Origin of the sequence: Sphingomonas sp., assembly GCF_019635455.1 — a bacterium.
Lineage (GTDB): Bacteria > Pseudomonadota > Alphaproteobacteria > Sphingomonadales > Sphingomonadaceae > Sphingomonas.
In genome coordinates this window covers 159,244-185,326 of record NZ_JAHBZJ010000004.1, presented here as the reverse complement: position 1 = coordinate 185,326, position 26,083 = coordinate 159,244, and the positions used below count along the sequence as shown (strand labels likewise).

The window sequence follows — 26,083 nt, the reverse complement described above, 5'->3', positions numbered from 1 at the left end:
TATTAAACCCCCAGTCTCGGCAGATGGTGATCGCCCGTCGCGATCGCTCGAAAGACGTCGCCCTCGCGCCGAACCAACAGCACGCGCTCGCCTTCGTCAAAAGCCTGTCCGACGGTGTCGGGTTCGACCATCAGATAATGTGCCTGCCCATACCAGTCCTCGGCCCGCGCGCGCGCCGGCGATCCTGGTGCCGCGCGACCCGTGACGATGATCGCGCCGCGACCGACCAGATCGCCGATGTCGATCGCGGTCGTCTGATCGTGCGGCAAGATCGGTGCCAGCAGCCGTGCGGAAACAGCCGTCATGGGCAGGGCCAGCGCCGCTGCGCCGGGTACTGCGATCCATGCGGGCAACAAGCCACCGAACAGGTCGTGCGCGATCTGCTGGCCGATCAGTCCGGTCAACCCGACGCTCGCAAGCAGCAGGACAACCACCACCAGCAACGGGACCTGTCCGAACCCCATCCAGTCGAGCCAGTCCGGCGCGTCGAAATGCGCATGGCCACCAAGGCCGATCGCCTGGACGACGCCAAGCAACAGCATCAAGATCAGCGCCGACACGAAGATCACATTCTCCGGCGCAAACAGAAAGGTGAGCACGTCCAAACCCCCGAGTCGCCCGCCAATCTAGGGTGTTGCCCCACCCCCCGCCAGCGAATCCGGAAGCAGCTGGGATGCCTTCCCATCGCACCGGATCGGTATCGGCGCGTGTGGTATCGGCGCGATGGAATCCAGCTCAGTCCAGGGTCAGCACGATCTTCCCCATGTGTGCGCCGCTCTCCATGCACCGGTGCGCGTCGGCGGCGGCGGCGAGGGGGAAGGTGGTGTCGATCACCGGCTTCAGCCGGCCCGCCTCGACATGGGGCCATACCGTCCGGGCCAGTTCGTCGGCGACCAGCGATTTGAACGCCGCGTCGCGGGCGCGCAGCGTCGATCCGGTCAGCGTCAGGCGGCGGCGCATGATTTCGAACACCGGCACCGTCGCCATCGCCCCGCCCTGCACCGCGATCGACACGTGACGACCATCGGCCGCCAGGCACTTCATGTTGCGCGCGACATAGTCGCCGCCGACCATGTCGAGCACCACCGCCACGCCGTTGCCACCGGTGATCGCGTTCACCCGCGCGACGAAATCCTCACTCCGATAGTTGATCGCATGATCCGCCCCGTGCGCCAGGCAGGCGGCGACCTTCTCGTCGCTGCCCGCGGTCACGATCACCCCGACCCCGAACAGGTTGCACAGCGAAATCGCCATCGTGCCGATCCCGCTGGTCCCGCCATGCACCAGCGCGGTTTCGCCCTCGCTCGCATAGCCGCGCTCGAACAAATTGGTCCACACGGTGAACAGCGTCTCGGGCATGGCGGCGGCCTCGATCATCGACAGCGCGTCAGGGACCGGCAGGCACTGGCCGGCGGGCGCGACCGCATATTCGGCATAGCCACCCCCCGCGATCAGCGCGCACATCGGCTGGCCGATCACCTCGTGCGGGACGTCGGCCCCGGCCGCGACCACCGTGCCGGCGATTTCCAGTCCGGGAATGGTCGGCGCGCCGGGCGGGGGCGGATAATGCCCCTGTCGCTGGATCACGTCGGGGCGATTGACGCCGGCGGCAACGACGCGGATCAGCACCTCCCCGGGTCCGGGCCGGGGGACGGGCCGCTCGACCTCGACCAGCACCTCGGGGCCGCCGGGCGTGTCCGGGTCGATCGCGCGCATCATGTCGGGAAGGCTGGTCATGAAATCCCCCTTTGCGCCTGCATCACGGCGATCACCGCCCCCGTCAAGCGCGAGCCGGCCCGGCCCGCGTCCAACGCCGACCGTTGACTTGGCGATCAGGCCACGAAATGCCGTGACGATGGAGAGATTTGGCGTCAGCGTCGCGATCATCGCCCTGGGCGTCGCCGGGGTGGCGCGTGCCGCCGATCAGCCCCGCCAGGCACCGGTTCCGGCAGAAGCACGCCGCGCGATCGCGGACACGCGGTTCACCGACGCCTACCGCGTCGTGGAGCCGGCGGTCGATGCGTGCCTGGCCGCCGATCCCGGCCATGGATCGTGCATCGACCTGCTGAACGCCCTGGCCATCGCCGCATCCCGCACCGCCGAACCGCAGACGGAGCAGCGCGCCGCGAAGCTGGCGGCGGAAGCGGCGGCGACCTACGCGCCCGGCACCGAACTGGAATATGGCGCGCTCGCCGCGCTCGAAAGCGCGATGCAGGATTCCGACACGCCGCTCGCCGCCGAAGCGCCTGGGCGGCGCGCGCTCGCGCTGGCCGAAAAGCTGTGGGGGCCGGACAGCGATCAGGCAGCGATCCTGACGCGCAATCTGGCCACGCTGATGACCCGGCTCGCGCGCCATGCCGAGGCGGAGGCGCTGATGCGTCGCGCCCGCGCGATCCGCGTGCGAACCAGCGGCGCCGACTCGCTGACATCGCTCGATTACACGCGGGTGCTGGGCGTCACGCTCAATGAAGGCGGCAAGGTGCGTGAGGGGATCGGCCTGCTCACCGCAAGCGCCGACGGCCTTGCCGCGCGCTATCCCGACCGGTTGCTCGAACGGGCGCTCGCCGAGGGCGACCTGGCAGCGGCGCTGCATGGCGCGGGACGCTATCAGGACGCCAAGGCCCGATATGCCGCCGCCTATGAGCTATGGGCGCGCTACGACCAGCCCAGCGCCCAGATGCTGACGATGCTCAACAATGCGGCGGTCAATTTCTCGTCGATGGGGGAACCGGAATCGGCCGTCCGGCTGTACCGGACCGTCGTCCAGCTGGGGGTGAGCGTCTATGGCGCCGATCATCCGACGATGGCGGTCTATTACGGCAATCTGGGCGTTGCGCTGCGGGCGATCGATCGCGAGGGGGAGGCGCTCTCATATCTGCGGCGCGCGCTGGCGATCGCGACCGCCACCTATGGGCCGGACCATATCAAGACCGCTCCCTATCGCGGCTTTCTGGCCTGGCTGCTGCCCCCTGCGGAGGCGGAGCGCGAGCGGCGCGCGCTCGTCGATATCTATCGCGCGGCACTTGGCCCCGCACACCCCACCACGCAGTTCGAGATGTTCCGCCTGGCCGGCCTGCTGATGAGCCAGCGCCGGTTCGCAGAGGCCGAACCGATCTATCGCGAATGCGTCGCGCTGGGCGAGCGGACGTTCGGGGCGGACAATGTGAACTATGCCGATTCGCTCGTTCAGCTCGCTTTGTCGCTGGCCTATCAGCTGAAACCGGGATCGCTGCCGGAGATGAAGGCGCTGTTCGACCGCGCCTGGCGGATCCAGCGCGCCGCGCTCGGCCCCGCGCACGCCGACACGATCGAAACCGGTGCCTATGTCGTGGCGATGAGCGATGGCGATCGCGCCCTGGCGGTGTCGCGCATCACCCAGAGCGGCGTGCTCGCCCGCGCCGCCCAGCGCCGCGACTTCGACGCCTCCGCTCAGCGCGATCTGCGCAACTGGAGCCTGGTCTTTGCCCAGGGCGTCGCGCTCGACTGGAAACTCGCTAATCCGAAGCCGGTCGCGCGCGAGTAGCCGGATCTATTGCTCGACCGGATCGCCCGTTTCAGCAGCTTCCAATCATCTTCGCGTTCAAAGCATGTCTCCCCTAACAAGGCAGCAATTGAGAAGCTGCCTCCCGACCGGGGCATGGCACCCATGAAAGTCGGACAAGTCGTTTCATCTGATCGAAAATTTCGTGGCGCCGCGCGCGGGCGGCCCGCGCGCACAGGCTCCGCTTGACATCGCCGCGCCCAGCCCCGACGCTGCGATGCGATGGACGCCGACGACCTTCCCCGTCGCCCCGACGACCCGGCCGCGCAGCTTGCCCGGCAGGATCTCGACCCGTTTTCCGTTGCGGAGCTGGATGCGCGCATCGCGCTGCTCGAGACGGAAATCGCGCGGTGCCGGCAAAAGAAAGAACGCGCCGTTAACCATCGCGCAAGCGCTGACGCCCTATTCAAGCGATGAGCGTCGCACCGGAGCAGGGCGGAACGCCATGCCACTCCGGTGCGGAGCCGAAGGGCTTGCAGCCCAAAAGCTTGATGAGGCGTGCCGCACTTCCAACATTGGAAAAGACGGGCCGCGGTTCCTATCGGCCCGACTGGAGTTGATCCCGAATGCCTAGTTTCGCTTCCGCCCTCGAATCCACCCTGCATCGCGCGCTCGAAGCGGCCAGTTCGCGCCGCCACGAATATGCGACGCTCGAACATCTGCTGCTCGCGCTTGTCGATGACGAACATGCCAGCAAGGTGATGAGCGCGTGCGGCGTGGATCTGGGCGAGCTCAAGACCACGGTTGCGCACTATCTCGACACCGAGCTTCAGGCGCTGCGCGTCGATCAGACGACCGACCCCTCGCCCACCAGCGGCTTTCAGCGCGTGGTGCAGCGCGCGATCCTGCACGTCCAGTCGTCGGGCCGCGACGAGGTGACGGGCGCCAACGTCCTCGTCGCGCTGTTCAGCGAGCGCGAAAGCTATGCGGTCTATTTCCTGCAACAGCAGGATATGAGCCGCCTCGACGCGGTCAGCTTCATCAGCCACGGCGTTGGCAAGGGATCGACCCCGACCGAGACATCGACGCCAAAGGGTGCCGCCGAGGACGAGAAACCGGCCAAGGGCGAGAGTGGCAAGAAGGGCGAGAGCGCGCTCAAGCAATTCACCGTCGATCTCAACGAAAAGGCGAAGGCCGGCAAGGTCGATCCGCTGATCGGTCGCGGGCCAGAGGTGGACCGGACGGTCCAGATCCTGTGCCGGCGCAGCAAGAACAACCCGCTCTATGTCGGCGATCCCGGCGTCGGCAAGACCGCGATCGCCGAGGGCCTGGCGCGCAAGATCGTCGAGGGCGACGTGCCTGACGTGCTCAAGGAAGCGGTCATCTACTCGCTCGACATGGGCGCGCTGCTCGCCGGCACGCGCTATCGCGGCGATTTCGAGGAGCGACTGAAACAGGTCGTCTCGGAACTGGAAAAGCTGCCCCATGCGATCCTGTTCATCGATGAAATCCACACCGTGATCGGCGCCGGAGCGACCAGCGGCGGCGCGATGGACGCGTCCAACCTGCTCAAACCCGCGCTGTCGGGCGGCACGATCCGCTGCATCGGATCGACCACCTACAAGGAATTCCGCAATCATTTCGAAAAGGACCGCGCGCTGCTGCGCCGGTTCCAGAAGATCGACGTGAACGAGCCGACGATCGAGGATACGATCAAGATCCTGGCCGGTCTGCGCACCGCGTTCGAGGGGCATCACAACGTCAAATACACCCCCGACGCGATCAAGTCGGCGGTGGAACTGTCGAGCCGCTACATCAACGACCGCAAGCTGCCGGACAAGGCGATCGACGTGATCGACGAGGTCGGCGCGATGCAGATGCTGGTGCCGCCGTCCCGCCGCAAGAAGACGATCACGCCCAAGGAGATCGAGGCGGTGATCGCGACGATGGCGCGCATCCCGCCCAAGACCGTTTCGTCCGACGACACGAAGGTGCTCGCCAATATTGAGACAGATCTCAAGCGCGTCGTGTTCGGCCAGGACAAGGCGATCGAGGTGCTGTCGTCGGCGATCAAGTTGAGCCGCGCGGGCCTGCGCGATCCGGAAAAGCCGATCGGCAATTATCTGTTCTCCGGCCCCACCGGCGTCGGCAAGACCGAGGTGACGAAGCAGCTCGCCGAACTGCTCGGCATCCCGCTCCAGCGGTTCGACATGTCGGAATATATGGAGCGCCACTCGGTCAGCCGCCTGATCGGTGCGCCTCCGGGCTATGTCGGCTATGATCAGGGCGGGCTGCTCACCGATGCGGTCGATCAGAACCCGCATTGCGTGCTGCTGCTGGACGAGGTGGAAAAGGCGCATCCTGACCTGTTCAACATCCTGTTGCAGGTGATGGACAACGGCAAGCTGACCGACCACCACGGCAAGACCGTCGATTTCCGCAACGTCATCCTGATCATGACCACCAATGCCGGCGCGTCCGACATGGCGCGCGAAAGCATCGGCTTTGGCGAGATCAGCCGCGAGGACGTGCAGGAGGACGCGGTGAAGAAGCTCTTCACCCCCGAATTCCGCAACCGCCTCGATGCGATCGTGCCGTTCGACTATCTCCCGCCCAAGGTGGTCGAGCGGGTGGTGGAGAAGTTCATTCTCCAGCTCGAACTGCAACTGGCGGATCGTGGCGTTCACATCGGCCTGGACGATGCGGCGAAGGCGTGGCTCACCGAACGCGGCTATGACAAACTCTATGGCGCGCGCCCGATGGGCCGCCTGATCCAGGAAAAGATCAAGCAGCCGCTGGCCGAGGAACTGCTGTTCGGCAAGCTGGTCCATGGTGGCGAGGTCGAAGTGAGGCTGAAGGACAATGAGCTGACCTTCGCGATCACTCCGGCGGCGCCCAAGGGAACGAAGAAAGGCGGCGGCAAGAAGGTCGCCAAGGCGAAGGCGAAGTAGCGCCCGCGCCGATTCCCGGCGCGACTATCGGCGGCGCCGGGAATAATAATCGGCGGGCAATGCCTGCACCACCTCGCTTCGCGGTGCGAACACGACCGGCGGCGGCGATGGTGGCGCGGGTCGTGGCGGCGGCGGGCCGGCTTCGGCGACTGGCGGCGGGCCGTAGCCACCAAGCTCGCGATCCCGCTCCCAGGCGAGGCGATTGCGCCGCTCGGCCCGATCGACCGCGGCTGCGACCTGCGGCTCCACGGCAAGCCATGCGTCACGACGGCATCGCAATTCCACGGAGCGCAGCCGAAGATTGCGCCGGTCGGTCCTGCCACACACCTTGTCGACCGCCCGCTCGATGCGGCGGTCGAGGATCGCAAGCCCCTCCGGCGTGGCGAGGTCGAGGCCGGCAAAGCTGACGGCGAGCGCGCGGGGCCGCTCGTAATACGGGTCATATCCCCCCGCGAACAGCGCGGCGGCCGTCCCCAGGGCGACGGTGGCAAGGCCAAGCAGCGCAAGCAGATTGCGTACGATCATCATTCCCCCCTTGCCCGCGCGTGACGCGGCGTTCCGACCGCGCGGTACATGCTGAAATTGAACGCGTTACCCTGGGCGGCGCCCGCCGCGTGTCGGCGGCGGATCGCCCATCAATGGCTCACCCGACGATGACGATCACCCGGACGGGCGGCGGCGGCGGCGCGTAATAGCCGGCCGGTTGCGCGCAGCGGTCGCGACAGGTGCGCAACTGCGCCGCTCGCTCCTCGGCCAGTCGCCGCCAGTTGCGCGCGCGCGCAATCGCGTCGGCCACCTGTGCCTCGGTGCTGCCCCAGGCCTCGTCCTGGCACGCCCGGTCCCATCCGCAAATCCGCTTCACCGCCACATCGATGCGGGCGGCCAGGATATCGACACCGGCCTCGCTCGACAGGTCCAGCCCCGCCGACGGCACCACCACCTGTCGCAGATCCCCGCGATCAACGTCACGGGCGGCGACCGGCCCACACGCCAGCATCGCGATTGCCGCGAACATGCAGAATTTGCGCATCGGCCGACTCCCTGATTGCCCCAGCCTAACGTCGCGGTCGCGCCGCGTTAACTATTCTCTCACGCCGACGGTCCCGCGATAAGACAGACTTAGCGCAGCTCTTTCATCAGGGACGCCGCCCGCCCTTAACCGATTGTTCGCGGTCGGGCGCGTACCCGGGTTCGATGAACCGTGGTCCGTTCGCGCTGATCCTGTTTGTGCTCGCGTTCGCGGCAGGCGTCATTCTGACGCCTGCCCCGGCCCACGCGGCCGGCGCGGGCATGGTCGGGCGGCCGATCGCGGTCTGCGTGCGCGCCTTACGCGCGGGCGACGATCCGGCGGCGCTGATTCGCGCGCCGCGCGGGTTCGATTGCACCCGCGCGCAGACCGATCTGGGCGGCGGCGACTATTGGGTGGTGTCGCAGGATATCAACGAGCGTTCGCGCGCCCACCATTCGCTGACCGTGCGCTTCGCCAGTCTGTGGCAGACGCGCATCGATCTGCGCATCCTGTACGCCGACGGGCGCGTCCACCACATTGCGAGCGATCCCGGCGGCCTCACCAAATTCATTCAGCTGGGCGCGGTCGCCGAATATCCGCTGCCGCACCGTCGCGCGAACATCGTCCGGCTGATGTGGAAGGTCGAGGGCGCGGCGAACACGCGCGGCATCCTGGTCGGCGCGCGCATCGCGACCGATCGGCAGAGCAGCGCGTCGAACCTGGCGATGGCGGCGGTCTACAGCGCGTTCGGCGGCCTCGCGATCGCGCTGCTGGTCTATAATCTCGCGCTGTGGGTTTCGCTGCGCCACCGTTTCCAGCTCGCCTATTGCCTGATGATCGCGGCGCTGATGGCCTATGCGTTCACCTCGTCGGGCGCGCTTGCATGGGCGGTGCCGGACATCGCGAACAACGATCGGTTGCGGCTCAACTATCTGCTGCTTTCGCTCGCCTGCGCCGCAGCGTTGTTCTTTGCGCGAACCTTTTTCGAGGATCATGTGTTCAGCCCTGCGCTCCGCCGGCTGGTGGTCGGCACCGGCGCGGTGCTGCTGGTGACCGGCATCGGCTTCTTCGCCCTGGCGCCGATCGCGATCTTCGAACTCGACCGCATCTACACCTGGACCTTCGCCGCGATGATCGTGGCGACGCTGTCCATCATGTGGAGCGCGTGGCGTACCCGATCCAATTTCCTGTGGCTGTTCGCGATCGCCTGGGCCGCGCCGATCGTCACCGCCGGCATGCGCGTGTTCGCAAGCCTGCGCATCATCCCCTGGAACTTCTGGATCGACAATTCGACACTGCTGTCGATGGCGGCGGAGGCGCTGCTGTCGGCGGTGGCGATCGCCTATCGTATCCGCCTGCTCGCCCATGAACGCGACGTCGCGGTGGCGGCGGAGACCGTCGCCCGGCGGCTCGCCGACATGGATCCGCTGACCGGGCTGTTCAATCGACGCGCGTTTCTGGCGCGGGCGATCGGCCGGGCCGGGGAGCAGAAGCTGCTGATCCTCGACCTCGATCATTTCAAGCAGGTCAACGAGACGCTGGGCCATGACGGGGGGGACGAAGTGCTGCGGGCGATCGCGCGGGCGATGCGCGCGCTCGCCCCCGCCGACGCGCTCGTCGCCCGGATCGGCGGCGAGGAGTTCGCGCTGCTGGCCGATCCCGCGCACCCGATCGATCCCAATGCGCTGCTCGCACGCGTCCGCGCCACGCGCATGCCGTTCGATCTGCCAGTCACCGCCAGCATCGGTTCAGCGACCGGGCCGATCGCGAACGAGGCGGATTGGAAAGCCCTCTATCGCGCGGCCGACCGGGCATTGTTCGACGCCAAGTCCGCGGGTCGCGACCGATCAAGATCGGCGCCGCTGGCTGCTTGAAGCCCGCGCGATTCAAGGTTAATTCACCGGTGGTTCATGCGACGCACGCGTAATGAACCGGGCATCGGGGAAGCGGCATGAAATCGATCACCAAGCGCAGGATCATCGTCGGCGGCGGTGCCGCCGCGCTGGCGCTGCTCGCCCTGCCGCATCCCAGCGCCGATATCCGCATCATCACCCATGATGTGTCGGACAGCGCACCGCACAAATTCCAGGCGGCGATCGATTTCGGCATCCTGGCCGTATCCGTGCTCTACACGTGGAGCCAGAAGCAGGCGAACCGCTGATCGCGCGCCCATGTTCTTGCGCCCGTTCCGGGCTTTGCTTACACCTGTGTAAATGAGCAATCCCGAGCAGGTCTGGCGCAACGCATATCTTCATCCCGGCCCCTGGGACCAGCATCTCCCGCCGCTGTCGATGGTGGCCGCGTTCGACGAGGCGGCGCGGCGGATGGGCGATGTCCCGCTGCTCGATTTCCTCGGCCGGCATTACAGCTATGCCGAAACGCTGGACGGCGCGAACCGGGTCGCGTGCGGGCTGAAGGCGATGGGCTATGGCGAGGGTGACCGGATCGGCCTGTTCCTGCCAAACGTCCCGCATTATGTCGCCGCCTATTACGGCATCCTGAAGCTCGGCGCGACAGTGGTGAATTTCTCACCACTCTATTCGGTCGATGAACTCGCGGCGCAGGTCGCCGACAGCGGGACGCGCCTCCTCTTCACGCTCAGCGCGACCGCCCTGCTCCCGACCGCGCTACAGGTGCTCGAACGCTCGTCGCTCGAACGGCTGGTGGTCGGCTCGATCGCCGGCGCGCTGCCCGCGACGAAATCGCTCTTCTATCGCCTGTTCCGTGGCAAGGAGGTGGCGAAACGCCCCGACGATCCGCGCATCACCGCCTTTTCCGCGCTGATCGCGAATGACGGCGCGTGCGTCACTCCGGCGATCGACCCCCAGACCCATCTGGCGCTGATCCAATATACCGGCGGCACCACCGGGGTCCCGAAAGGCGCGATGCTGACGCATCAGAATCTGAGCGCAAATGCGCGCCAGGTCGCCCGGCTCGACCCCGATCTGGGGCAGGAGCGGGACCGGGTGTTGGGCGTGCTGCCGTTCTTTCACGTCTTCGCCAATACCTGCGTGCTCAACCGGACGGTGATCGCCGGGGGCGAAATCGTGATGCTGCCACGGTTCGATGCCGCCCAGGCGCTGGCGGCGATCACCCGTACCCGCCCCACCGCCCTGCCCGGCGTTCCGACGATGTTTCAGGCGCTGCTCGATCATCCGAAGATGGCCGGCACCGACTGGTCGAGCGTCAAATACTGCATCTCGGGCGGCGCGCCGCTCCCGGCCGAACTCAAGACCCGGTTCGAAGCGGCGACGACCGCGCGCCTGATCGAAGGCTATGGCCTGTCGGAAAGCTCCGGCGTCGTTTCCACTAACCCGTATCGCGGCCTGAACAAGCCCGGTACGATCGGCCAGCCGATCATCGCCACCCGCGTGCGCCTGGTCGACAAGGAGGATGCCGCCCGTCCCGCACCCGAGGGCGAACCGGGCGAGATCGTGGTGGCAGGCCCGCAGATCATGGCCGGATACTGGAACCGGCCCGACGCCGACGGCAGCAGCTTTTGCCGCGACACGGACGGCGGCAAATGGCTGCGGACGGGGGATGTGGGTGAGATCGACGAAGACGGCTTCATCCGTATCGTAGATCGCCTGAAGGACATGATCGCCGTCGGCGGGTTCAAGGTGTTTCCCAAGCATATCGAGGATGTGCTGTACCGCCACCCGGCGGTGAAGGAGGCGCTGGTGGTCGGCATGCCCGACGCCTATCATGGCGAACTTCCCCGGGCCTATGTCGCGCTGAACGCCGACGCGCCGCCGGTGACGGGGAAGGAGTTGCGCGATTGGCTCAATCCCCGGCTCGGCAAGCACGAGCGCGTCGATGCCGTGGTGATCCGCGACAAGCTGCCAAAGACGATGATCGGGAAATTGAGCCGCAAGGACCTGTTGCTGGAAATCGCGGCGGAGGGACCGGCCCAGGGCTGATTGCTCGCCTGGCGGGCGAATCGCAGGGAAAGTCGCGCGCGCGGCCCTCCCCTCAATCCACCCGCATCTCTGCCTTCAGGTTCATGAACTCGTGCAGTCCCCATGGCCCCAGCTCGCGGCCGTGGCCGGACAGTTTCACCCCGCCAAAGGGAGCGGCGGGAACGGAGGCGAGCATCTGATTCACGGCGGTCATCCCGCTTTCGATGTCGCGGACGAACCGCGCGATCTCACCCGGGTTGCTCGTCCACACGCTCGACCCCAGGCCGTACGGCACGTCGTTCGCCAGCGCGATCGCCGCATCGATGTCGGTCGCGCGGAACAGCATCGCGACCGGCCCGAAAATCTCTTCCTGCGCGAAGTCCGCGTCCGGATCGACGTCGGTCAGCACGCCCGCGTGCATCCATGCGCCGTCACGATCGATCCGCTCGCCGCCATGCAGGGTAGCACCGGCGGCCTGTGCGCGTTCGAGCTGATCGAGCACCGTGTCGCGCTGTTCCAGACTCGACAGCGGCCCCATCTCGACGCCGTCCGCCATCGGGTCGCCGATCTTCACCGCGCCCATCGCCGCGACGAAGCGGTCGCGAAAGGCGTCATAGACATCGGCATGGACGATCATCCGCTTGGCGCAGATGCAGCTCTGCCCGGCATTCTGGATGCGGGCCTTCACCGCCGTTTCGACCGCCCTGTCCAGATCGGCCGAGGGCATGACGATGAACGGATCCGATCCGCCCAGTTCCAGCACCACTTTCTTGAGCGCGCGGCCGGCGGCTTCGGCGACCTTGGCCCCCGCCCCCTCGCTGCCGGTCAGCGTCACCGCCGCGACCCGCTGGTCGGCGATGATCCGCGACACCTTGTCCGATTTGATCGGCAGGTTCTGAAACAGGCCGTCCGGCGCGCCCGCCGCGCTTACCGCCTGCTGGATCAGCGCCGCGCACCCCTGGGTCAGCGACGCATGTTTGAGCAGGCCGACATTGCCGGCCAGGATCGTCGGGGCGAGCCAGCGCACCACCTGCCAATAGGGAAAGTTCCACGGCATGATCGCCAGGATCGGGCCGAGCGGTAGCCAGTGGGTCACCGCCCTGCCGCCCGGAACCGCGACCTCACCCGGCTCCAGGAACGCCGGTCCGTGATCGGCATAATAGCGCAGGCCAGCTGCGCATTTCTCGACCTCGGCTACCGCCGACGCCAGCGTCTTTCCCATTTCGCGCGTCGCGGTTTCGGCCATGTGGCGCTTGTCCGCGTCGAACCGGTCGGCGATGGCGTGCAGCAGCGCCGACCGTTCGCCGATCTCGCTCACCCGCCATGACCTGTAGGCACCTGCCGCGCGCGCCAGCGCCGCCTCGATCCCGTCATCGTCCAGCGCGTCGAACGTCGCGCCCGTTTCGCCGGTCGCCGGGTTGATGCTCGTGAACATGCCGCTCTCCTCTGCGCGCTCTTGTCGCCGGGCATATGGGACCGGCCAGCGGGAATGCCAGTTGAAGCCCGGGAGGTTGAATTGGTTCCGCCCCCGGCGCATAGCGGGACGATGACCGACGAACCCGACATCGCCGCGCTGTCCTTCGAAGACGCGCTCCGCAAGCTCGAAACGATCGTCGGCCGCCTCGAAAGCGGCGATGCGCCGTTGCAGGAGGCGATCGACCTTTATGACCTGGGCGACAAGCTGCGCCGCCAGTGCCAGGCGCGCCTGGACGCCGCGCAGGCCCGGATCGAACAGGTCCGCGTCGATGCGAACGGCGGCGTCGCCGGTACCACGCCGTTCGCCGCCGGTTGATCGTGGCGGTCGCGGACGCGAGCCTGACGCTGGAGGCGGCGCTTCGCGACGTCGGGGCGGAGATCGACCATCGGTTCGATCGCCTGCTTGCCATTCCCGACGATCCGCGTACGCGGCTGTATCAGGCGATGCGCCACGCCGCGATCGGCGGCGGCAAGCGGATGCGACCGTTGCTCACCTTTGCGACCGCGCGCCTGTTCGGCGTCGATCGCGGCTGCACCGCGCGCGTCGCCACCGCGATCGAGGCGATCCATGTCTATTCGTTGATCCATGACGATCTGCCCGCGATGGACGATGACGACCTGCGCCGCGGCAAACCCACCGTGCATCGCGCGTTCGACGAGGCGACCGCGATCCTCGCCGGCGACTGCCTGCACGCGCTCGCCTTCGAAATCCTCGCCGATCCCCGCACGCACGCCGATCCCTTCGTCCGCGCCGACCTGATCGCCGAACTGGCGCGCGCATCGGGTCCTTCGGGCATGGGCGGGGGGCAGATGATGGACCTGGCGGCGGAGAGCACCAGCTTCGATCTGGCCACCGTCACGCGTTGCCAGGCGCTCAAGACCGGCGCGCTGATCGCCTGTTCGGTAGAGGCGGGCGCGATCCTGGGCCGCGTGCCGCCGGAAGGGCGGACCGGCCTGCGCGGCTACGCCCATGATATCGGCCTCGCCTTTCAGATCGCCGACGACATTCTCGATGTCGAGGGTGACGAGGACGCCGCAGGCAAGAAGCTGCGCAAGGACGAGGCGGCGGGGAAGGAAACCTTCCTCTCGCTGCTCGGTCTGCCCCGCGCCCGCGAACAGGCGCGCATGCTGGTCGACCAGGCGATCGCCCACCTTCACGGCTTTGGCGCCGAGGCCGACCTGCTGCGCGACATCGCCCGCTACGTGCTCGAGCGGGATCATTGAGGGGAGTGCGATGACCACCCGAACCGGCGTCTATCCCGGCACGTTCGATCCGATCACGCTCGGCCATATGGATATCATCCGGCGCGGCGCGAAGCTGGTCGACCGGCTGGTCATCGGCGTGACCACCAATCCGTCGAAGAACCCGATGTTCAGCGTCGAGGAACGCGTCGCGATGGTCCGCCGCGAGGTCGAGGGGCTGGACGGCGACATTCGCGTCGTCACCTTCGATTCGCTGCTCATGGACTTTGCCGAGCGCGAGGGGGCGAACATGATCGTGCGCGGGCTGCGCGCGGTCGCCGATTTCGAATATGAATATCAGATGGCGGGGATGAACCAGCAGCTGAACAGCCGGATCGAAACCGTGTTCCTGATGGCCGACGTCTCGCTCCAGCCGATCGCCAGCCGGCTGGTCAAGGAAATCGCGATGTTCGGCGGCGACATCCGCAAGTTCGTGACCGCCGCCGTGCGCGACGAGGTGGTGGCGCGCGTCGATACGATCGGGCGCAAGGGAAGCTAGTCCCGCGCCCGCGCCGCAATTTCGCCACCCGCCGCATTCATTTTGCCGCAAGCCGCGATTTGCTCTAAGCCGCAGCCTTTCCAGTATTCCGGTGGGGATTCGATGCGTTTTGTTGCCCTGATCGTCGCGGCCGTGGCCGCCTTGTTCGCGCTGCCCGCCAGCGCCCAATATGTCGCCGGACCCAGCGGCCGCACCGCGCCGCCCGCGACGACGGACAAGGACAATCTGTGGCTGCTCGATCTGTCGACCGGCGGCCGCGTGACGATCTGGCTGCGCCCCGACGTCGCGCCAAAGCATGTCGAGCGGATCAAGGAATTGACCCGCCGCAAATTCTATGACGGCCTGATCTTCCACCGCGTCATCGACGGGTTCATGGCGCAGGGCGGCGATCCCAAGGGCGACGGCACCGGCGGTTCGGACCTGCCCAACCTGCCTTCGGAATTCAACTACCTCCCCCATGTCCGCGGCGCGGTATCCGCCGCGCGCGAGGGTGCGCCCGACAGCGCCACGGCAGAGGTGAAGAAGAAGGCGGAGGACAGCGCGAACAGCCAGTTCTTCATCATGCTTCAGCCGCGCCTTCAGCTCGACCAGAAATATTCGGTGTTCGGCCGGGTGATCGACGGCATGCAATATGTCGATGCGATCCCGCGTGGCGAACCGCCGACGCAGCCGGCACGCATCCTCCACGCCTATATCGCGTCGGACAATCCCCCGCCCTACACCGCGGCGGCCGCGCCCGCGCCGGTGGCGGATCCGGACGCGCCGGTAGCGCTGCCCAGCAAGCCGACGCCCTGACCGCCGCGCCGCCCGGGCGGCAACCGCCATGAACGTCGATCTTTTCGATTTCGAACTGCCGCCCGAACGCATCGCGCTGCGCCCGGCGGTTCCGCGCGACGCGGCCCGACTGCTGCTCCTGGACGCAGCGGGAACGGCGGATCATCGCGTTTCGGACCTGCCCGCGCTGCTGCGTGCCGGCGACCTGCTGGTCTTCAACGACACGCGCGTCATCCCTGCGCAGTTGGAGGGGCGGCGCGGCGACGCGCGGATCGGCGCCACGCTGCACAAGCGTGAGGGGCCGCGCGACTGGATCGCGTTCATCCGCAACGCCAAACGGCTGCGCCCCGGCGAGACGGTCGAATTCGGCGCGGACGTGCGGGCAATCGCCACCGCACGGCACGAGGACGGCAGCTTCACGCTGCACTTCCCGGGCGACGCGCCGGTCGAACTGCTGCTCGAACGCGCGGGACGGATGCCGCTGCCGCCCTATATCGCGGCAAAGCGGCCGACCGACGCGCGCGATGCCGACGATTACCAGACGATGTTCGCCAGTGAACCTGGCGCGGTCGCCGCACCCACCGCCGCGCTGCATTTCACCCCCGGCCTGATGGCCGCGCTCGATGCGGCGGGGATCGGCCACACCACGCTGACGCTGCACGTCGGCGCCGGCACCTTCCTGCCGGTCAAGGCAGGCGACACCGACCAGCACCGCATGCACGCCGAATGGGGCCGCATCGACGCGGCGACGGCGGACCGGATCAACGCCGTGCGCGCCGCCGGCAACCGCGTGATCGCGGTCGGCACCACCAGCCTGCGCCTGATCGAAAGCGCCGCCGGCACGGACGGCATCGTCCGCCCGTTCGCCGGCGACACCGCGATCTTCATCACCCCCGGCTATCGCTTCCGCGGGATCGACGGCCTGATGACCAACTTCCACCTCCCCCGCTCGACCCTGTTCATGCTGGTATCGGCGCTGATGGGGCTGGAGCGGATGAAAGCGGCTTACGCTCATGCGATCGCGCACGATTATCGGTTCTATTCCTATGGCGATGCCTCGCTCCTGCTGCCGCCCTGACGTTCGCCGGGACTGGTGGCAGGACATTCGCCATCGGATCGCCGCAAAGCGCGCCTCTAACCGCTCCTGTTCGCCATTGGGATGAAGCACCCCGCCATGACCCGCTATTTCGCTCTTGCCCTGCTCGCCGCGACGCCTGCGCTGGCGCAGGACCGTCCGCCGCCACCCTCGCCCGCCGGCGCGCCGGCCCCGCCCGGTCAGGCGCAGGCGCCGATCCCGCTGATGATCGCCGAGCCGGTCGCGATGGCGATCGCCGCGTTCGACGCGGATGGCGACGCGGTCGTTACCCGCGCGGAATTCGATGCCGGGGTACGTCGCAGTTTCGAATCGGTGGCAAAGGGCCAACCATCGATCGGTTATATCGCGTTCGGCGACTGGGCCGACCGCTGGCTGGGCAACCGCAACGCGCTGCCCAGTCCGTTCGAAGTCGATTCCGATGGCGACAACCGCATCACCCTGGCCGAGCTTCAGGCGCGGTTCGACCTGTTCTTCACCCGGTTCGATGGCGACAAGGACGGGCGGATCGTGCGCAGCGAATTGCTGACGCTGCGCCCGGCGCAGCCGCCTGCCGGTCGCACCGGGGACGAGGGCGAACGTCGCAAGGGGCGGCGGCGCTGACGCCCGGCGCATTCATGTCCTAGCATCTCACGCTGCACTGCGGCTAAGGTCCGCGCCATGCACGGCTCGCACCGCCACGATCATGCCGCTCACGGCGATTCGCTTGCCGGTGGCCACGGCCATGCGCACGGCCATGGCCACAGCCACGCGCCCGCCGATTTCGGCCGCGCCTTCGCGATCGGCGTCGTGCTGAACCTGGGCTTTGTGCTGGCCGAGGGGATTGCGGGGCTGTTGATCGATTCGATGGCGCTGCTTGCCGATGCGGGGCATAATCTGTCCGACGTGCTCGGCCTGCTGATCGCCTGGGCGGGCGCGTCGCTCGCCAAACGGCCGGCCTCGCCGCGTTTCACCTATGGCCTGTCCAGTTCGACGATCCTTGCCGCCCTTGCGAACGCGGTGCTGCTGCTGTTCGCGGCGGGGGCGATCGCGCTGGAGGCGGTGCGCCGCTTCAACGATCCGCCCCCGATCGCTGGCGGCACGGTGATGGCGATCGCGTTCGCCGGCATCCTGGTCAACTTCGCCACGGCGATGCTGTTCGTGCGCGGGCGCAAGGACGATATCAATGTACGCGGCGCCTATCTGCACATGCTGGCCGACGCCGCCGTGTCCGCCGGCGTGGTGGTCGCGGGGGCGATCATCTGGTGGACCGGCGCGCAATGGATCGATCCGGCGATCGGTCTGGTGATCGTGGCGGTGATCCTGTGGAGCACCTGGGACCTTGGCCGCGATTCGCTCGCGATGGCGCTGCATGCGGTGCCGCCGGGTATCGATCCGGAACGTGTGCAAGCGATGCTCGCCGCCCAGCGGGGCGTAAGCCGCGTCCATGATCTCCATATCTGGCCGATGAGTACGACCCAGACCGCGCTGACCGCGCATCTGATGATGCCGGCCGGCCATCCCGGCGACGCCTTTCTTGCCGAGTTGCAGCATGCACTCGCCCACGATCACGGCATCGGCCACGCGACGTTGCAGATCGAGATCGGCGACAGCGACGACGAAGCCTGCCGGCTCCACGACGCGCATGGCTGATCCCGGCCAGCCGCTGCGCCTGGTGATCTTCGATTTCGACGGCACGCTGTCCGACAGCGGCGGCTGGTTCCTCTCGATCGTCGATCAGGTCGCCGATCGCTTCGGCTTCAACCGCGTCGAGCCGGCGGAGGTCGAACAGCTGCGCGGCACCCCCACCCGGGACGTGATCGCGCGGCTGGGCATCCCGGCATGGAAACTGCCCTTCATCTCTCGCCACGTCCGTCGCATGTTCGGCGCCAACAGCCATCGGATCCGCCTGTTCGACGGGGTGCCGGAAATGCTGGCGGCGATCGAGGGCGCGGGGGTCAAGCTCGCGATCGTCACGTCGAACAGCGAGGCGAATGCGCGCGCCGTGCTCGGCCCCGCCAATTCCGCGCGGATCGCCTGGTGGGCGTGCGGGGCGTCGCTATTCGGCAAGGCACCGCGATTCCGCAAGATCCTGCGGATGAGCGGCATGCCCGCCGCGCATTGCCTGTCGCTGGGGGACGAAACCCGCGACATCGAAGCGGCGCGGGAGGTGGGCATCACCGCCGGTGCGGTGTTGTGGGGCTATGCCCATGCGCAGGCATTCGCCCATCTGCGCCCCGACATCGCCTTCTCCACGCCCCAGTCGGTGGTCGATCACGTGCTGGGCGCGAGCGGCGGATAGTCCGTCACCCTCTCGCCCTCCCCCTCCAGATGCACCGCCAGCCAGACGGTAGGGCCGGCCGCATCGGTCCGCGTCACCCAGTGCCGTGTCCCGCCCGGAATCAGCAGGTGATCGCCCGGGGTCAGCGGCACCTCCTCCCGCCCCTCCAGCCGGATCGCCGCGCTTCCGCTGAGCAGCACCACCCACTCATCCTGTGGCTGGACGAAGGGCGCATCGGCGGGCGTCGCCTGCCCCGCCGACACGATCCGCTCGATCCGAACCCCCGCGCGCGTCAATAGCGGGTCGAAAACCTCGCCGGCGCGCGCATCGGGCAGCGGGTCGAACAGATTTGCGGGACGGGCGTCGGGCATCATCGCTCCCTTGGGGTCGAGGTGGGGAAAGTGTTGCGTCGGCGCGGCGATCCGTCAAAGGCTCTCGCCATGTCCCGTTTCGATTTTCAGATTCACGCCACCGACGGCAGGGCGCGCACCGGCACGATCGCCATGCATCGCGGCGAAATCCGCACCCCCGCCTTCATGCCGGTCGGCACCGCCGCCACGGTCAAGGCGATGAAGCCGCAGGACGTTCGCGCATCGGGCGCCGACATCCTGCTCGGCAACACCTATCACCTGATGCTCCGGCCCAGCGCGGAACGGATCCACCGGCTGGGCGGGCTGCACGCCTTCATGGGCTGGAACCGGCCGATCCTGACCGACAGCGGCGGCTATCAGGTGATGAGCCTCTCCGAACTGACCCGGCGCAGCGAGGAGGGGATCGTCTTCAAATCGCATCTCGACGGGTCGAAACACCTGCTCTCGCCCGAACGCTCGATGGAAATCCAGCGCCTGCTCGGCAGCGACATCGTCATGGCGTTCGACGAACTCGTCCCCACCACCTCCACGCGTGACGTACAGGCGGCGGCGATGGAGCGATCGATGCGTTGGGCGCGGCGCAGCCGGGAGGGATTCGACACCGGCGGCGACCATGCGGCGCGGTCCGCCCTGTTCGGCATTCAGCAGGGCGCACTCGACCAGGCGCTGCGTAAGGCCAGCGCCGACGCGCTGCTCGACATCGGGTTCGACGGCTATGCGGTCGGCGGCCTCGCCGTGGGCGAGGGGCAGGAGGCGATGTTCGACGTGCTCGACTATGCCCCGAGTCAGCTCGACGCGGCCAAGCCCCGCTATCTGATGGGGGTGGGCAAGCCTGACGACATCGTCGGCGCGGTCGAGCGCGGGATCGACATGTTCGACTGCGTCCTTCCCACCCGCTCCGGCCGGACGGGTCAGGCATTCACCGCCCACGGCCCGATCAACATCCGCAACGCGAAGTTCGCGGAGGATCAGGCGCCGCTCGATCCCGGCTGCGCCTGCCCGGTCTGCGGCAAATGGACCCGCGCCTATCTCCACCACCTGGTTCGTTCGGGCGAGATTCTCGGTGCGATGCTGATGACCGAGCATAATCTCAATTTCTACCAGTCGCTGATGGCCGACCTGCGCAGCGCGATCGCCAAGGGCCGCCTCACCGCCTTCGCCAACGCGTTTCGCGCCAGCTACCGACGCGAAGGCTGATTGCACCCACCCCCCGGTCTGGCCTACGCCGCTGTCCAGAGGAGTAGCCTGTGACCGACACGCCCGAATCCCCAGACGCCATCGCCAACGAGATCACCGAAGCCGCCCGCCATGTCCGCGAGGCGGCCGAACGCGCCGAGGGGATGCCGCATCCGGGCGACGGAAAGAAATGGCCGCTCCGCAAGATCGGTCTCGGCATCGGCTCCGCCGCGCTCGCTGCTGCCGTCATCTATGCCGCCCGCGCGCGCAAGCGTTCCTGATCCCTGCCCCTCCCCGTTCCCTCAGTTCCGGAGTTTCCCATGCGCCTGACCCGCACCGCCCTGTATCTCGGCGCCGCCCTGCTCCCCTTCGCCGCGCAAGCGCAGCAAAAGCCGGCTACGCCCGCCGCCGCGTCGAAGCCGATCACCGTCGCGCCGCTGGCCTTTACCGAACGGACGCTGCCCAACGGCCTGCGCGTCTATGCGATCCGCGACACCTCGACCGCAAATGTCTCGGTCCAGGTCTGGTACGATGTCGGCAGCAAGGACGATCCGGCGGGCAAGTCCGGCTTCGCGCACATGTTCGAACATCTCATGTTCAAGGGTACGCGCAATCTGGTCGATGAGCAGATGGATCGCCTGACCGAGGATGTCGGCGGCTACAACAACGCGTCCACCAACGCCGACTACACCAATTATTACGAGGTCGTCCCCGCCAACCATCTCGAACGGCTGCTGTTCGCGGAGGCGGATCGCATGTCGAGCCTGGTGGTCGATCAGAAGGTCTTCGCGTCCGAGCGCGACGTGGTGAAGGAGGAACTGCGCAGCCGCGTCCTCGCCGCGCCCTATGGCAAGCTCTTCTACATCTACTTTCCGAACATCTCCTATGGCGTGCATCCCTATGCCCGGCCCGGCATCGGCAGCATCGCCGATCTCGACGCGGCGAACGTCGATGACATCCGCGCCTTTCACGCCACCTATTACCGTCCCGACAATGCGGTGCTGGTCGTCGCGGGCAATTTCGATCCGGCGCAACTGGACAAATGGGTAGACAAATACTTCGCGCCGATCGGCAAGCCGGACCGCCCCATCCCGCGCGTCACCGTCGCCGAGCCGCCGCGCGCCAAGCCGGCGCATTATACGGTGTACGAACCGAACACGCCGCTTCCGGCCGTGCTGATCAGCTATCCGCTGCCGCCTGACAACGATCCCGACACGCCGGCGCTCACCGTCCTGAACAGCATCCTGTCCGGGGGCGAGAATTCGCGATTCTATCGCAACCTCGTCTATCGCGACCAGCTGGCGGCCCAGGCCGACACGTTCCTCGACACGCGTCAGGCGACCGGCGCCTATGCGATGTACGCGATCATCGCCGGAGGCAAGTCCGCCGCCGACGGCGAAGCGGCGATCCGCCGCGAAGTCGCGGACCTGCGCGACAAGCCGGTGTCTGCCGCCGAACTCTCCGAAGCGAAGAACGAACTGCTGACCGCCGCGCTCAAGAGCCGTGAGACGGCCGAGGGCAAGGCATCGACCCTCGCCGCGTCGATCATCATCGACCGCGACCCCCGGGCCGCCGACCGCCAGCTCGCCGCGATCGATGCGGTGACAGCCGCCGACGTCCAGCGCGTCGCGCGCAAATATCTGACCGACGATCGCTCCGCCGCCGTCCTCTACCTCCCCGACGCGATGGCCAAGGGGGCAAAGGGCGACACGATCGCGGTCGCGCCGACGGTGAAGGTCAATCCGCTGGTCGCGCCGTCGGACATCAAGATCCATGTCGCCGCCAGCGACGCCGACCGCGTCGCCATTCCGGCGCCCGGCGCGCCGGTTTCGCCCAAAATCCCCAAGCCCTTCGAAACGAAGCTCGCCAATGGCATGCGCGTGATCGTCGTCGAAAAGCGGGACCTGCCGATCGTCACCGCCACCGTCGTCGCCCCGGCCGGCGGCGCGCGCGATCCCGAAGGCAAGGCCGGCACCGCCGCGCTCGCCGCCGACCTTCTGACCAAGGGGACAAAGACCCGTTCGGCGGAACAGATCGCGCAACAGATCGAATCGCTGGGCGGTTCGATCGGCGCCGGTGCCGACTGGGACGCCGCCTTCGCCACGGTGACGGTCAAGGCGGATCAGGTGACGCCCGCGCTCACCCTGCTCGCCGACGTCGCCCGCAATCCGGTCTTCGCGCAGCAGGAGATCGATCGCGCCCGCAAACAGACGATCGACGGCGTCACCGTGCAGCTGAAGGACCCGGGCGCGCTCGCCGGCATCGTCGCCAGCCGCGCGGTGTTCGGTGAAAAGCCCTATGGCCATATGCTGTCCGGCAATCCGGCCTCGCTGCCCAGGATCACCCGCGACGATATCGCCGCGGCCTATCGCGCGGCATGGCGCCCGGGCGACGCCGCGCTCGTGCTGGTCGGCGACATCGCGCAGAAGGACGCGACCGCGCTGGCGCAACGATTGTTCGGCGACTGGAAGGCGGCGGGCGCGCCCGCGACACCGGCCGCCGCCGTCGCCGCGCCGAAGCCGCGTGTGATCGTCGTCGATCTGCCGGGCGCGGGCCAGGCCGGCGTGGTGGTCGCACGTCCCGGCATCGCGCGCAGCAATCCGGACTATTATGCGGCACAGGTCGCCAACGCCACGCTGGGCGTCGGCTTCTCCTCGCGGCTCAACCGTGAAATCCGCATCGTGCGCGGCCTGGCCTATGGTGCGGGCAGCAGCGTCGATGCGCGCCGCATGCCGGGCATCGTCACGGCATCGACCCAGACCAAGAACCCGTCCGCCCCCGAAGTTGTCGCGCTGCTGACCGAAGAGATGAAGAAGATGGGCCAGGCGCCGATCGCCGGCGCCGAGCTGGACACGCGCAAGGCGGTGCTGATCGGCAGCTTTGGCCGCCGGATCGAACGCACCGACGGCATCGCCGGCGCGCTCGCCAACTATGTCGGTGGCGGCGTGCCGCTCGACACGCTGGAAAAATATATCCCGTCGATTCAGGGGGTCGGCCCCGCCGTGGTTCAAGCGGCCGCGCGTGAGGTGCTGGATCCCGACAATGCCAGCATCGTGGTGGTCGGCGATTCGAAGCTGTTCGTGGACGAACTGCGCAAGAAATATCCCGACCTGGAGGTGATTCCGGCCAGCGCGCTGAAGCTCGACAGTCCGACGCTGAAATAGACACGGCGCCACGCCGGCCCGCACCGCCACGGCGATCGCGGCCGGCGTGACCGAAAGGGTGCGGGGCGTCGGGCGGCAGGCGGATCGGGTCACCACCGGCTTGCCCCCGCCCGGCCCGCTGCTACGCTGCATCGCGAAAAGGGGAATCGCATGCGTCGTCACCGTCACCTCGCCCTGGGCCTGTTGCTTGCCGCGGCGGCCACCCCCGCTCCCGTCCTTGCCCAGGCGGTCTATGCCGGGGCGGAGGCGCGGGACGGGCTGCTTCCGGTCCATGTCGATGACAAGGGCGGCCGGATTCTCGTCACGCTGCCCGCCCCCGGAGCGGATGGGATAGCCACGCGTCTGCTCTTCACCACCTCGCTGCGCACCGGGCTTGGCGCCGCACCGACCTTTCTTGATCGCGGGCGCACCGGGCCGACACAGATCCTCGCCTTTCGCCGGATCGGCAAGAAGGTGGCGATCCAGTTCGAAAATCCGCGTTTCCGCGCCGCCGGCGCCGCGCCGCTCGATCCGGCGGGAAGCGGCGATTTCGCCACATCGGTCGTGTGGATGACCGATATCGCCGCGACGTTGCCCGACGGCCGGGTGGTGATCGACCTTGCCGATTTCCTGACCACCGATCAGTTGGGCATCGCCCAGTCGCTCAACCAGTCCGGCAACGGCATCACCGGCGACCCCGCGCAGGGAGAGGGCAAGGGGTTCCGGCTGGACGGCAAGACCAGCGCCGCGATCCCCGCATCGGTAAAGGTATTTCCCCGCAATTTCGAGATCGACGCGATCCAGACCTTTGCGTCCGACCAGCCGGGGGCAGAGGTCAGCAACATCGCCCCCGAACCGACGCGGGTCAGCTTTACCGTGCATATGAGCTTCGTGGCGTTGCCCGAACCCGGATTCACGCCGCGCGCCTTTGACCCGCGCACCGGCGGCTTTTCGACCCAGCTGGTCGATTTCGGCGCACCGCTGGGCGCCGATGTCGTGCGCGATTTCGCGAACCGATTCCGGCTTGAGAAGGTCAATCCCGGCCCCGCCCCGTCGCGGGTCAAACAGCCGATCGTCTATTATGTCGATACGCATGCGCCCCAGCCGATCCGCGCCGCGCTGATCGAGGGGATCGGCTGGTGGAAAGACGCCTTCACCGCCGCCGGCCTGATCGACGCGTTCGAGGTACGCGAACTGCCCGCCGACGCCGATCCGCTCGACGTGCGATACAATGTCGTCAACTGGGACGATCGCGCCACGCGCGGCTGGTCCTATGGGCAGGAGATCGTCGATCCCCGGACGGGGGAGATCGTCAAGGGCATGGTCGTCCTCGGCTCGCTGCGCGCGCGCCAGGATATCCAGATTTTTCAGGGTCTGGTCGGCGCGGCCGGAATGAATGGCGGCGGCCCCAACGACCCGGTCCGCGTCGCCATCGCACGCCTGCGCCAGCTTGCCGCGCACGAGGTAGGCCATACGCTCGGCTTCGCGCACAATTTCGCCGCCAGTACCCAGGATCGCGCATCGGTGATGGATTATCCGCACCCGCGGATCGGGCTAGTGGATGGCCGGCCCGACCTGTCGGATGCCTATGGCGTCGGCGTCGGCGCATGGGACCGGGCGACGGTCGCCTGGCTCTATGGCGCATCCGACAAGGCGGCGGCGGATGCGATCGCGGCCAAAACGGTGACGGACGGCATGCGATTCGTGCATGACGGCGACGCCCGCTCGCCCGATACCGCGCAACGCTGGGGCGGGTTGTGGGACGATGGCGCTGACCCGATCACGGAACTGCCGCGGATCATGGCGGTGCGTCGCGCCGCGCTCGACAATTTCGGCCTTGGCACGTTGTCCCCGGGCGAACCGACGGCCGAACTGCGGCGGCGATTTGTGCCGATCTGGTTGCTTCATCGCTATGAAGTGGTTGCGGCAGCAAAGGCTATCGGGGGCGCAGATTTCTCCTATTCGGTAAATGGTGGAGGCAAGGAGGCAGCCGTCACCGTGCCGGCGGCGGAACAGCGCGCTGCGCTCGATGCGCTGCTGGCGACGCTCTCGCCCGATGCGCTGCGCGTGCCGCCGCGCCTCATTCCGCTGCTGTCGGCGCCGCGCAACGGCAGCGACAACCGGCAATATGAGATCGAGGTGATCGACACCGCACGCGGCCCGTTGTTCGATCCGCTCGCCGCCGCCGATGTCGCTGCGGAAATCACGCTACGCTCGCTGCTCGCCGCGCCACGACTGACGCGGCTGTCCGGCCAGCAGGCCGCCGATCCCGCCGCGCTGGGCGTTGGCGAACTGCTCGACCGGCTGATCGCCACGACCGTTCCGGGGGCGGGGCGCGATCCGCTGCGACAGCGCATCGCCTATCGCACGCTCGCCACCCTCGCGGCGCGCGAACGTGACACCGCCACCTCTCCGGAAGTCGCGGCGCTGATCGATGGCAGGCTCACCGCCGCTGCCCGCACGCTCGCCAAGGAAGGGGGCGACTGGGCGACAAGCCTCTCGACCCGGCTGCTCGATCGCGCCGCCCGCGCGACGCTGGGCAAGGAGCTTCAGCGCGCCACCCCGATCCCGCCCGCCGATCCGATCGGCGACGACGGCATCCTGTAGCCGGCCGCGCGCGGCGCCTGCGCCCGGTAACGATGGGCGCAGGCGGCTGCCGGCGCGCAACTATTACGTTAACGATCAATCGTTTCAGGCCGGGACACCGCC

24 protein-coding genes are annotated in these 26,083 nt (G+C 67.8%); 18 read left to right on the top strand and 6 right to left on the bottom strand.

From position 1 onward, the window contains the following. Positions 1 to 2: 2 nt before the first annotated feature. Positions 3 to 599: an OB-fold-containig protein gene (locus tag KF783_RS07365; RefSeq protein WP_294077831.1), complete on the bottom strand. Its 597-nt coding sequence runs from the start codon at positions 597 to 599 to the stop codon at positions 3 to 5. 136 nt (positions 600 to 735) lie between these two features. After that, positions 736 to 1,737 carry an NAD(P)H-quinone oxidoreductase gene (locus KF783_RS07360; protein ID WP_294077830.1) on the bottom strand — a complete coding sequence of 334 codons (1,002 nt, stop codon included), beginning with the start codon at positions 1,735 to 1,737 and terminating at the stop codon, positions 736 to 738. Positions 1,738 to 1,855: 118 nt separating this feature from the next. Here KF783_RS07360 and KF783_RS07355 point away from each other — a divergent pair, with 118 nt between their 5' ends. The 3 genes from KF783_RS07355 (at position 1,856) to clpA (ending at position 6,432) form a co-directional block, all read left to right on the top strand. Further along, on the top strand, positions 1,856 to 3,523 hold the full coding sequence (locus tag KF783_RS07355) for a tetratricopeptide repeat protein (RefSeq protein ID WP_294077828.1): 1,668 nt from the start codon (positions 1,856 to 1,858) through the stop codon (positions 3,521 to 3,523). Positions 3,524 to 3,763: 240 nt separating this feature from the next. Then, complete coding sequence (locus KF783_RS07350; protein WP_294077826.1) at positions 3,764 to 3,958, top strand: DUF1192 domain-containing protein; 195 nt, start codon at positions 3,764 to 3,766, stop codon at positions 3,956 to 3,958. A 149-nt stretch (positions 3,959 to 4,107) separates the two neighbouring features. Continuing rightward, positions 4,108 to 6,432, top strand: coding sequence for an ATP-dependent Clp protease ATP-binding subunit ClpA (gene clpA / locus KF783_RS07345; protein ID WP_294077824.1), 2,325 nt, complete (start codon positions 4,108 to 4,110; stop codon positions 6,430 to 6,432). A 24-nt stretch (positions 6,433 to 6,456) separates the two neighbouring features. Here the strand turns inward: clpA and KF783_RS07340 are convergent, their stop codons facing one another. Both KF783_RS07340 and KF783_RS07335 read right to left on the bottom strand, forming a co-directional pair. Continuing rightward, on the bottom strand, positions 6,457 to 6,957 hold the full coding sequence (locus KF783_RS07340) for a UrcA family protein (RefSeq protein ID WP_294077823.1): 501 nt from the start codon (positions 6,955 to 6,957) through the stop codon (positions 6,457 to 6,459). Between the two features lie 118 nt (positions 6,958 to 7,075). Further along, on the bottom strand, positions 7,076 to 7,462 hold the full coding sequence (locus KF783_RS07335) for a UrcA family protein (protein ID WP_294077821.1): 387 nt from the start codon (positions 7,460 to 7,462) through the stop codon (positions 7,076 to 7,078). 164 nt (positions 7,463 to 7,626) lie between these two features. On the opposite strand from KF783_RS07335, the gene KF783_RS07330 reads away from it, so the two are divergent. The 3 genes from KF783_RS07330 to KF783_RS07320 all read left to right on the top strand — a co-directional run bounded on the left by KF783_RS07330 (position 7,627) and on the right by KF783_RS07320 (position 11,361). Further along, entirely contained in the window at positions 7,627 to 9,315 is a 1,689-nt protein-coding gene (locus KF783_RS07330) for a diguanylate cyclase (RefSeq protein WP_294077819.1), read from the top strand. A 77-nt stretch (positions 9,316 to 9,392) separates the two neighbouring features. Then, a complete protein-coding gene (locus KF783_RS07325; protein WP_294077817.1) occupies positions 9,393 to 9,602 on the top strand; it encodes a hypothetical protein in 210 nt (69 codons plus the stop codon). 52 nt (positions 9,603 to 9,654) lie between these two features. Beyond that, positions 9,655 to 11,361 (top strand): long-chain fatty acid--CoA ligase, encoded by a 1,707-nt coding sequence (locus tag KF783_RS07320; RefSeq protein WP_294077814.1) that lies wholly within the window; start codon positions 9,655 to 9,657, stop codon positions 11,359 to 11,361. 52 nt (positions 11,362 to 11,413) lie between these two features. Here KF783_RS07320 and KF783_RS07315 read toward each other — a convergent pair whose 3' ends face one another. Further along, the gene (locus KF783_RS07315; RefSeq protein WP_294077813.1) at positions 11,414 to 12,775 is read right to left on the bottom strand and encodes an NAD-dependent succinate-semialdehyde dehydrogenase; all 1,362 of its coding nucleotides are present in this window, start codon (positions 12,773 to 12,775) and stop codon (positions 11,414 to 11,416) included. A gap of 111 nt (positions 12,776 to 12,886) precedes the next feature. On the opposite strand from KF783_RS07315, the gene KF783_RS07310 reads away from it, so the two are divergent. The 8 genes from KF783_RS07310 to KF783_RS07275 all read left to right on the top strand — a co-directional run bounded on the left by KF783_RS07310 (position 12,887) and on the right by KF783_RS07275 (position 18,705). Then, entirely contained in the window at positions 12,887 to 13,132 is a 246-nt protein-coding gene (locus KF783_RS07310; RefSeq protein WP_294077812.1) for an exodeoxyribonuclease VII small subunit, read from the top strand. Further along, the gene (locus KF783_RS07305) at positions 13,132 to 14,040 is read left to right on the top strand and encodes a polyprenyl synthetase family protein (protein ID WP_294077961.1); all 909 of its coding nucleotides are present in this window, start codon (positions 13,132 to 13,134) and stop codon (positions 14,038 to 14,040) included. The genes KF783_RS07310 and KF783_RS07305 overlap by 1 nt, the downstream gene beginning before the upstream one ends. A gap of 10 nt (positions 14,041 to 14,050) precedes the next feature. After that, on the top strand, positions 14,051 to 14,557 hold the full coding sequence (gene coaD / locus KF783_RS07300) for a pantetheine-phosphate adenylyltransferase (protein WP_294077810.1): 507 nt from the start codon (positions 14,051 to 14,053) through the stop codon (positions 14,555 to 14,557). Positions 14,558 to 14,659: 102 nt separating this feature from the next. Continuing rightward, on the top strand, positions 14,660 to 15,352 hold the full coding sequence (locus KF783_RS07295; protein ID WP_294077809.1) for a peptidylprolyl isomerase: 693 nt from the start codon (positions 14,660 to 14,662) through the stop codon (positions 15,350 to 15,352). Between the two features lie 28 nt (positions 15,353 to 15,380). Beyond that, entirely contained in the window at positions 15,381 to 16,409 is a 1,029-nt protein-coding gene (gene queA, locus KF783_RS07290; RefSeq protein WP_294077807.1) for a tRNA preQ1(34) S-adenosylmethionine ribosyltransferase-isomerase QueA, read from the top strand. An 81-nt stretch (positions 16,410 to 16,490) separates the two neighbouring features. Further along, positions 16,491 to 17,027 (top strand): EF-hand domain-containing protein, encoded by a 537-nt coding sequence (locus tag KF783_RS07285; RefSeq protein ID WP_294077806.1) that lies wholly within the window; start codon positions 16,491 to 16,493, stop codon positions 17,025 to 17,027. 57 nt (positions 17,028 to 17,084) lie between these two features. Beyond that, positions 17,085 to 18,056 (top strand): cation diffusion facilitator family transporter, encoded by a 972-nt coding sequence (locus KF783_RS07280; protein WP_294077804.1) that lies wholly within the window; start codon positions 17,085 to 17,087, stop codon positions 18,054 to 18,056. Further along, positions 18,049 to 18,705 carry an HAD hydrolase-like protein gene (locus tag KF783_RS07275; RefSeq protein WP_294077802.1) on the top strand — a complete coding sequence of 219 codons (657 nt, stop codon included), beginning with the start codon at positions 18,049 to 18,051 and terminating at the stop codon, positions 18,703 to 18,705. Before KF783_RS07280 ends, KF783_RS07275 begins: the two co-directional genes overlap by 8 nt. Here KF783_RS07275 and KF783_RS07270 read toward each other — a convergent pair. After that, positions 18,678 to 19,055: a cupin domain-containing protein gene (locus KF783_RS07270; protein ID WP_294077800.1), complete on the bottom strand. Its 378-nt coding sequence runs from the start codon at positions 19,053 to 19,055 to the stop codon at positions 18,678 to 18,680. The two genes, KF783_RS07275 and KF783_RS07270, sit on opposite strands and share 28 nt — an antisense overlap. Positions 19,056 to 19,124: 69 nt before the next feature. Here KF783_RS07270 and tgt point away from each other — a divergent pair, with 69 nt between their 5' ends. The 4 genes from tgt to KF783_RS07250 all read left to right on the top strand — a co-directional run bounded on the left by tgt (position 19,125) and on the right by KF783_RS07250 (position 25,981). After that, a complete protein-coding gene (gene tgt / locus KF783_RS07265; RefSeq protein WP_294077798.1) occupies positions 19,125 to 20,252 on the top strand; it encodes a tRNA guanosine(34) transglycosylase Tgt in 1,128 nt (375 codons plus the stop codon). 50 nt (positions 20,253 to 20,302) lie between these two features. Next, positions 20,303 to 20,512, top strand: coding sequence for a hypothetical protein (locus KF783_RS07260; protein WP_294077796.1), 210 nt, complete (start codon positions 20,303 to 20,305; stop codon positions 20,510 to 20,512). Between the two features lie 39 nt (positions 20,513 to 20,551). Further along, positions 20,552 to 23,395, top strand: coding sequence for a pitrilysin family protein (locus tag KF783_RS07255; RefSeq protein ID WP_294077795.1), 2,844 nt, complete (start codon positions 20,552 to 20,554; stop codon positions 23,393 to 23,395). Positions 23,396 to 23,545: 150 nt separating this feature from the next. Next, entirely contained in the window at positions 23,546 to 25,981 is a 2,436-nt protein-coding gene (locus tag KF783_RS07250; protein WP_294077793.1) for a zinc-dependent metalloprotease, read from the top strand. The last annotated feature ends 102 nt before the right edge of the window (positions 25,982 to 26,083 follow it).

Bases quoted from the DNA above. Each gene is read 5' to 3' on its own strand.
- KF783_RS07360 (WP_294077830.1), bottom strand. From the start codon at position 1,737: ATGACCAGCCTTCCCGACATGATGCGCGCGATCGACCCGGACACGCCC.
- KF783_RS07355 (WP_294077828.1), top strand. From the start codon at position 1,856: ATGGAGAGATTTGGCGTCAGCGTCGCGATCATCGCCCTGGGCGTCGCC.
- KF783_RS07350 (WP_294077826.1), top strand. From the start codon at position 3,764: ATGGACGCCGACGACCTTCCCCGTCGCCCCGACGACCCGGCCGCGCAG.
- clpA (WP_294077824.1), top strand. From the start codon at position 4,108: ATGCCTAGTTTCGCTTCCGCCCTCGAATCCACCCTGCATCGCGCGCTC.
- KF783_RS07340 (WP_294077823.1), bottom strand. From the start codon at position 6,957: ATGATCGTACGCAATCTGCTTGCGCTGCTTGGCCTTGCCACCGTCGCC.
- KF783_RS07335 (WP_294077821.1), bottom strand. From the start codon at position 7,462: ATGCGCAAATTCTGCATGTTCGCGGCAATCGCGATGCTGGCGTGTGGG.
- KF783_RS07330 (WP_294077819.1), top strand. From the start codon at position 7,627: ATGAACCGTGGTCCGTTCGCGCTGATCCTGTTTGTGCTCGCGTTCGCG.
- KF783_RS07325 (WP_294077817.1), top strand. From the start codon at position 9,393: ATGAAATCGATCACCAAGCGCAGGATCATCGTCGGCGGCGGTGCCGCC.
- KF783_RS07320 (WP_294077814.1), top strand. From the start codon at position 9,655: ATGAGCAATCCCGAGCAGGTCTGGCGCAACGCATATCTTCATCCCGGC.
- KF783_RS07315 (WP_294077813.1), bottom strand. From the start codon at position 12,775: ATGTTCACGAGCATCAACCCGGCGACCGGCGAAACGGGCGCGACGTTC.
- KF783_RS07310 (WP_294077812.1), top strand. From the start codon at position 12,887: ATGACCGACGAACCCGACATCGCCGCGCTGTCCTTCGAAGACGCGCTC.
- coaD (WP_294077810.1), top strand. From the start codon at position 14,051: ATGACCACCCGAACCGGCGTCTATCCCGGCACGTTCGATCCGATCACG.
- KF783_RS07295 (WP_294077809.1), top strand. From the start codon at position 14,660: ATGCGTTTTGTTGCCCTGATCGTCGCGGCCGTGGCCGCCTTGTTCGCG.
- queA (WP_294077807.1), top strand. From the start codon at position 15,381: ATGAACGTCGATCTTTTCGATTTCGAACTGCCGCCCGAACGCATCGCG.
- KF783_RS07285 (WP_294077806.1), top strand. From the start codon at position 16,491: ATGAAGCACCCCGCCATGACCCGCTATTTCGCTCTTGCCCTGCTCGCC.
- KF783_RS07280 (WP_294077804.1), top strand. From the start codon at position 17,085: ATGCACGGCTCGCACCGCCACGATCATGCCGCTCACGGCGATTCGCTT.
- KF783_RS07275 (WP_294077802.1), top strand. From the start codon at position 18,049: ATGGCTGATCCCGGCCAGCCGCTGCGCCTGGTGATCTTCGATTTCGAC.
- KF783_RS07270 (WP_294077800.1), bottom strand. From the start codon at position 19,055: ATGCCCGACGCCCGTCCCGCAAATCTGTTCGACCCGCTGCCCGATGCG.
- tgt (WP_294077798.1), top strand. From the start codon at position 19,125: ATGTCCCGTTTCGATTTTCAGATTCACGCCACCGACGGCAGGGCGCGC.
- KF783_RS07255 (WP_294077795.1), top strand. From the start codon at position 20,552: ATGCGCCTGACCCGCACCGCCCTGTATCTCGGCGCCGCCCTGCTCCCC.
- KF783_RS07250 (WP_294077793.1), top strand. From the start codon at position 23,546: ATGCGTCGTCACCGTCACCTCGCCCTGGGCCTGTTGCTTGCCGCGGCG.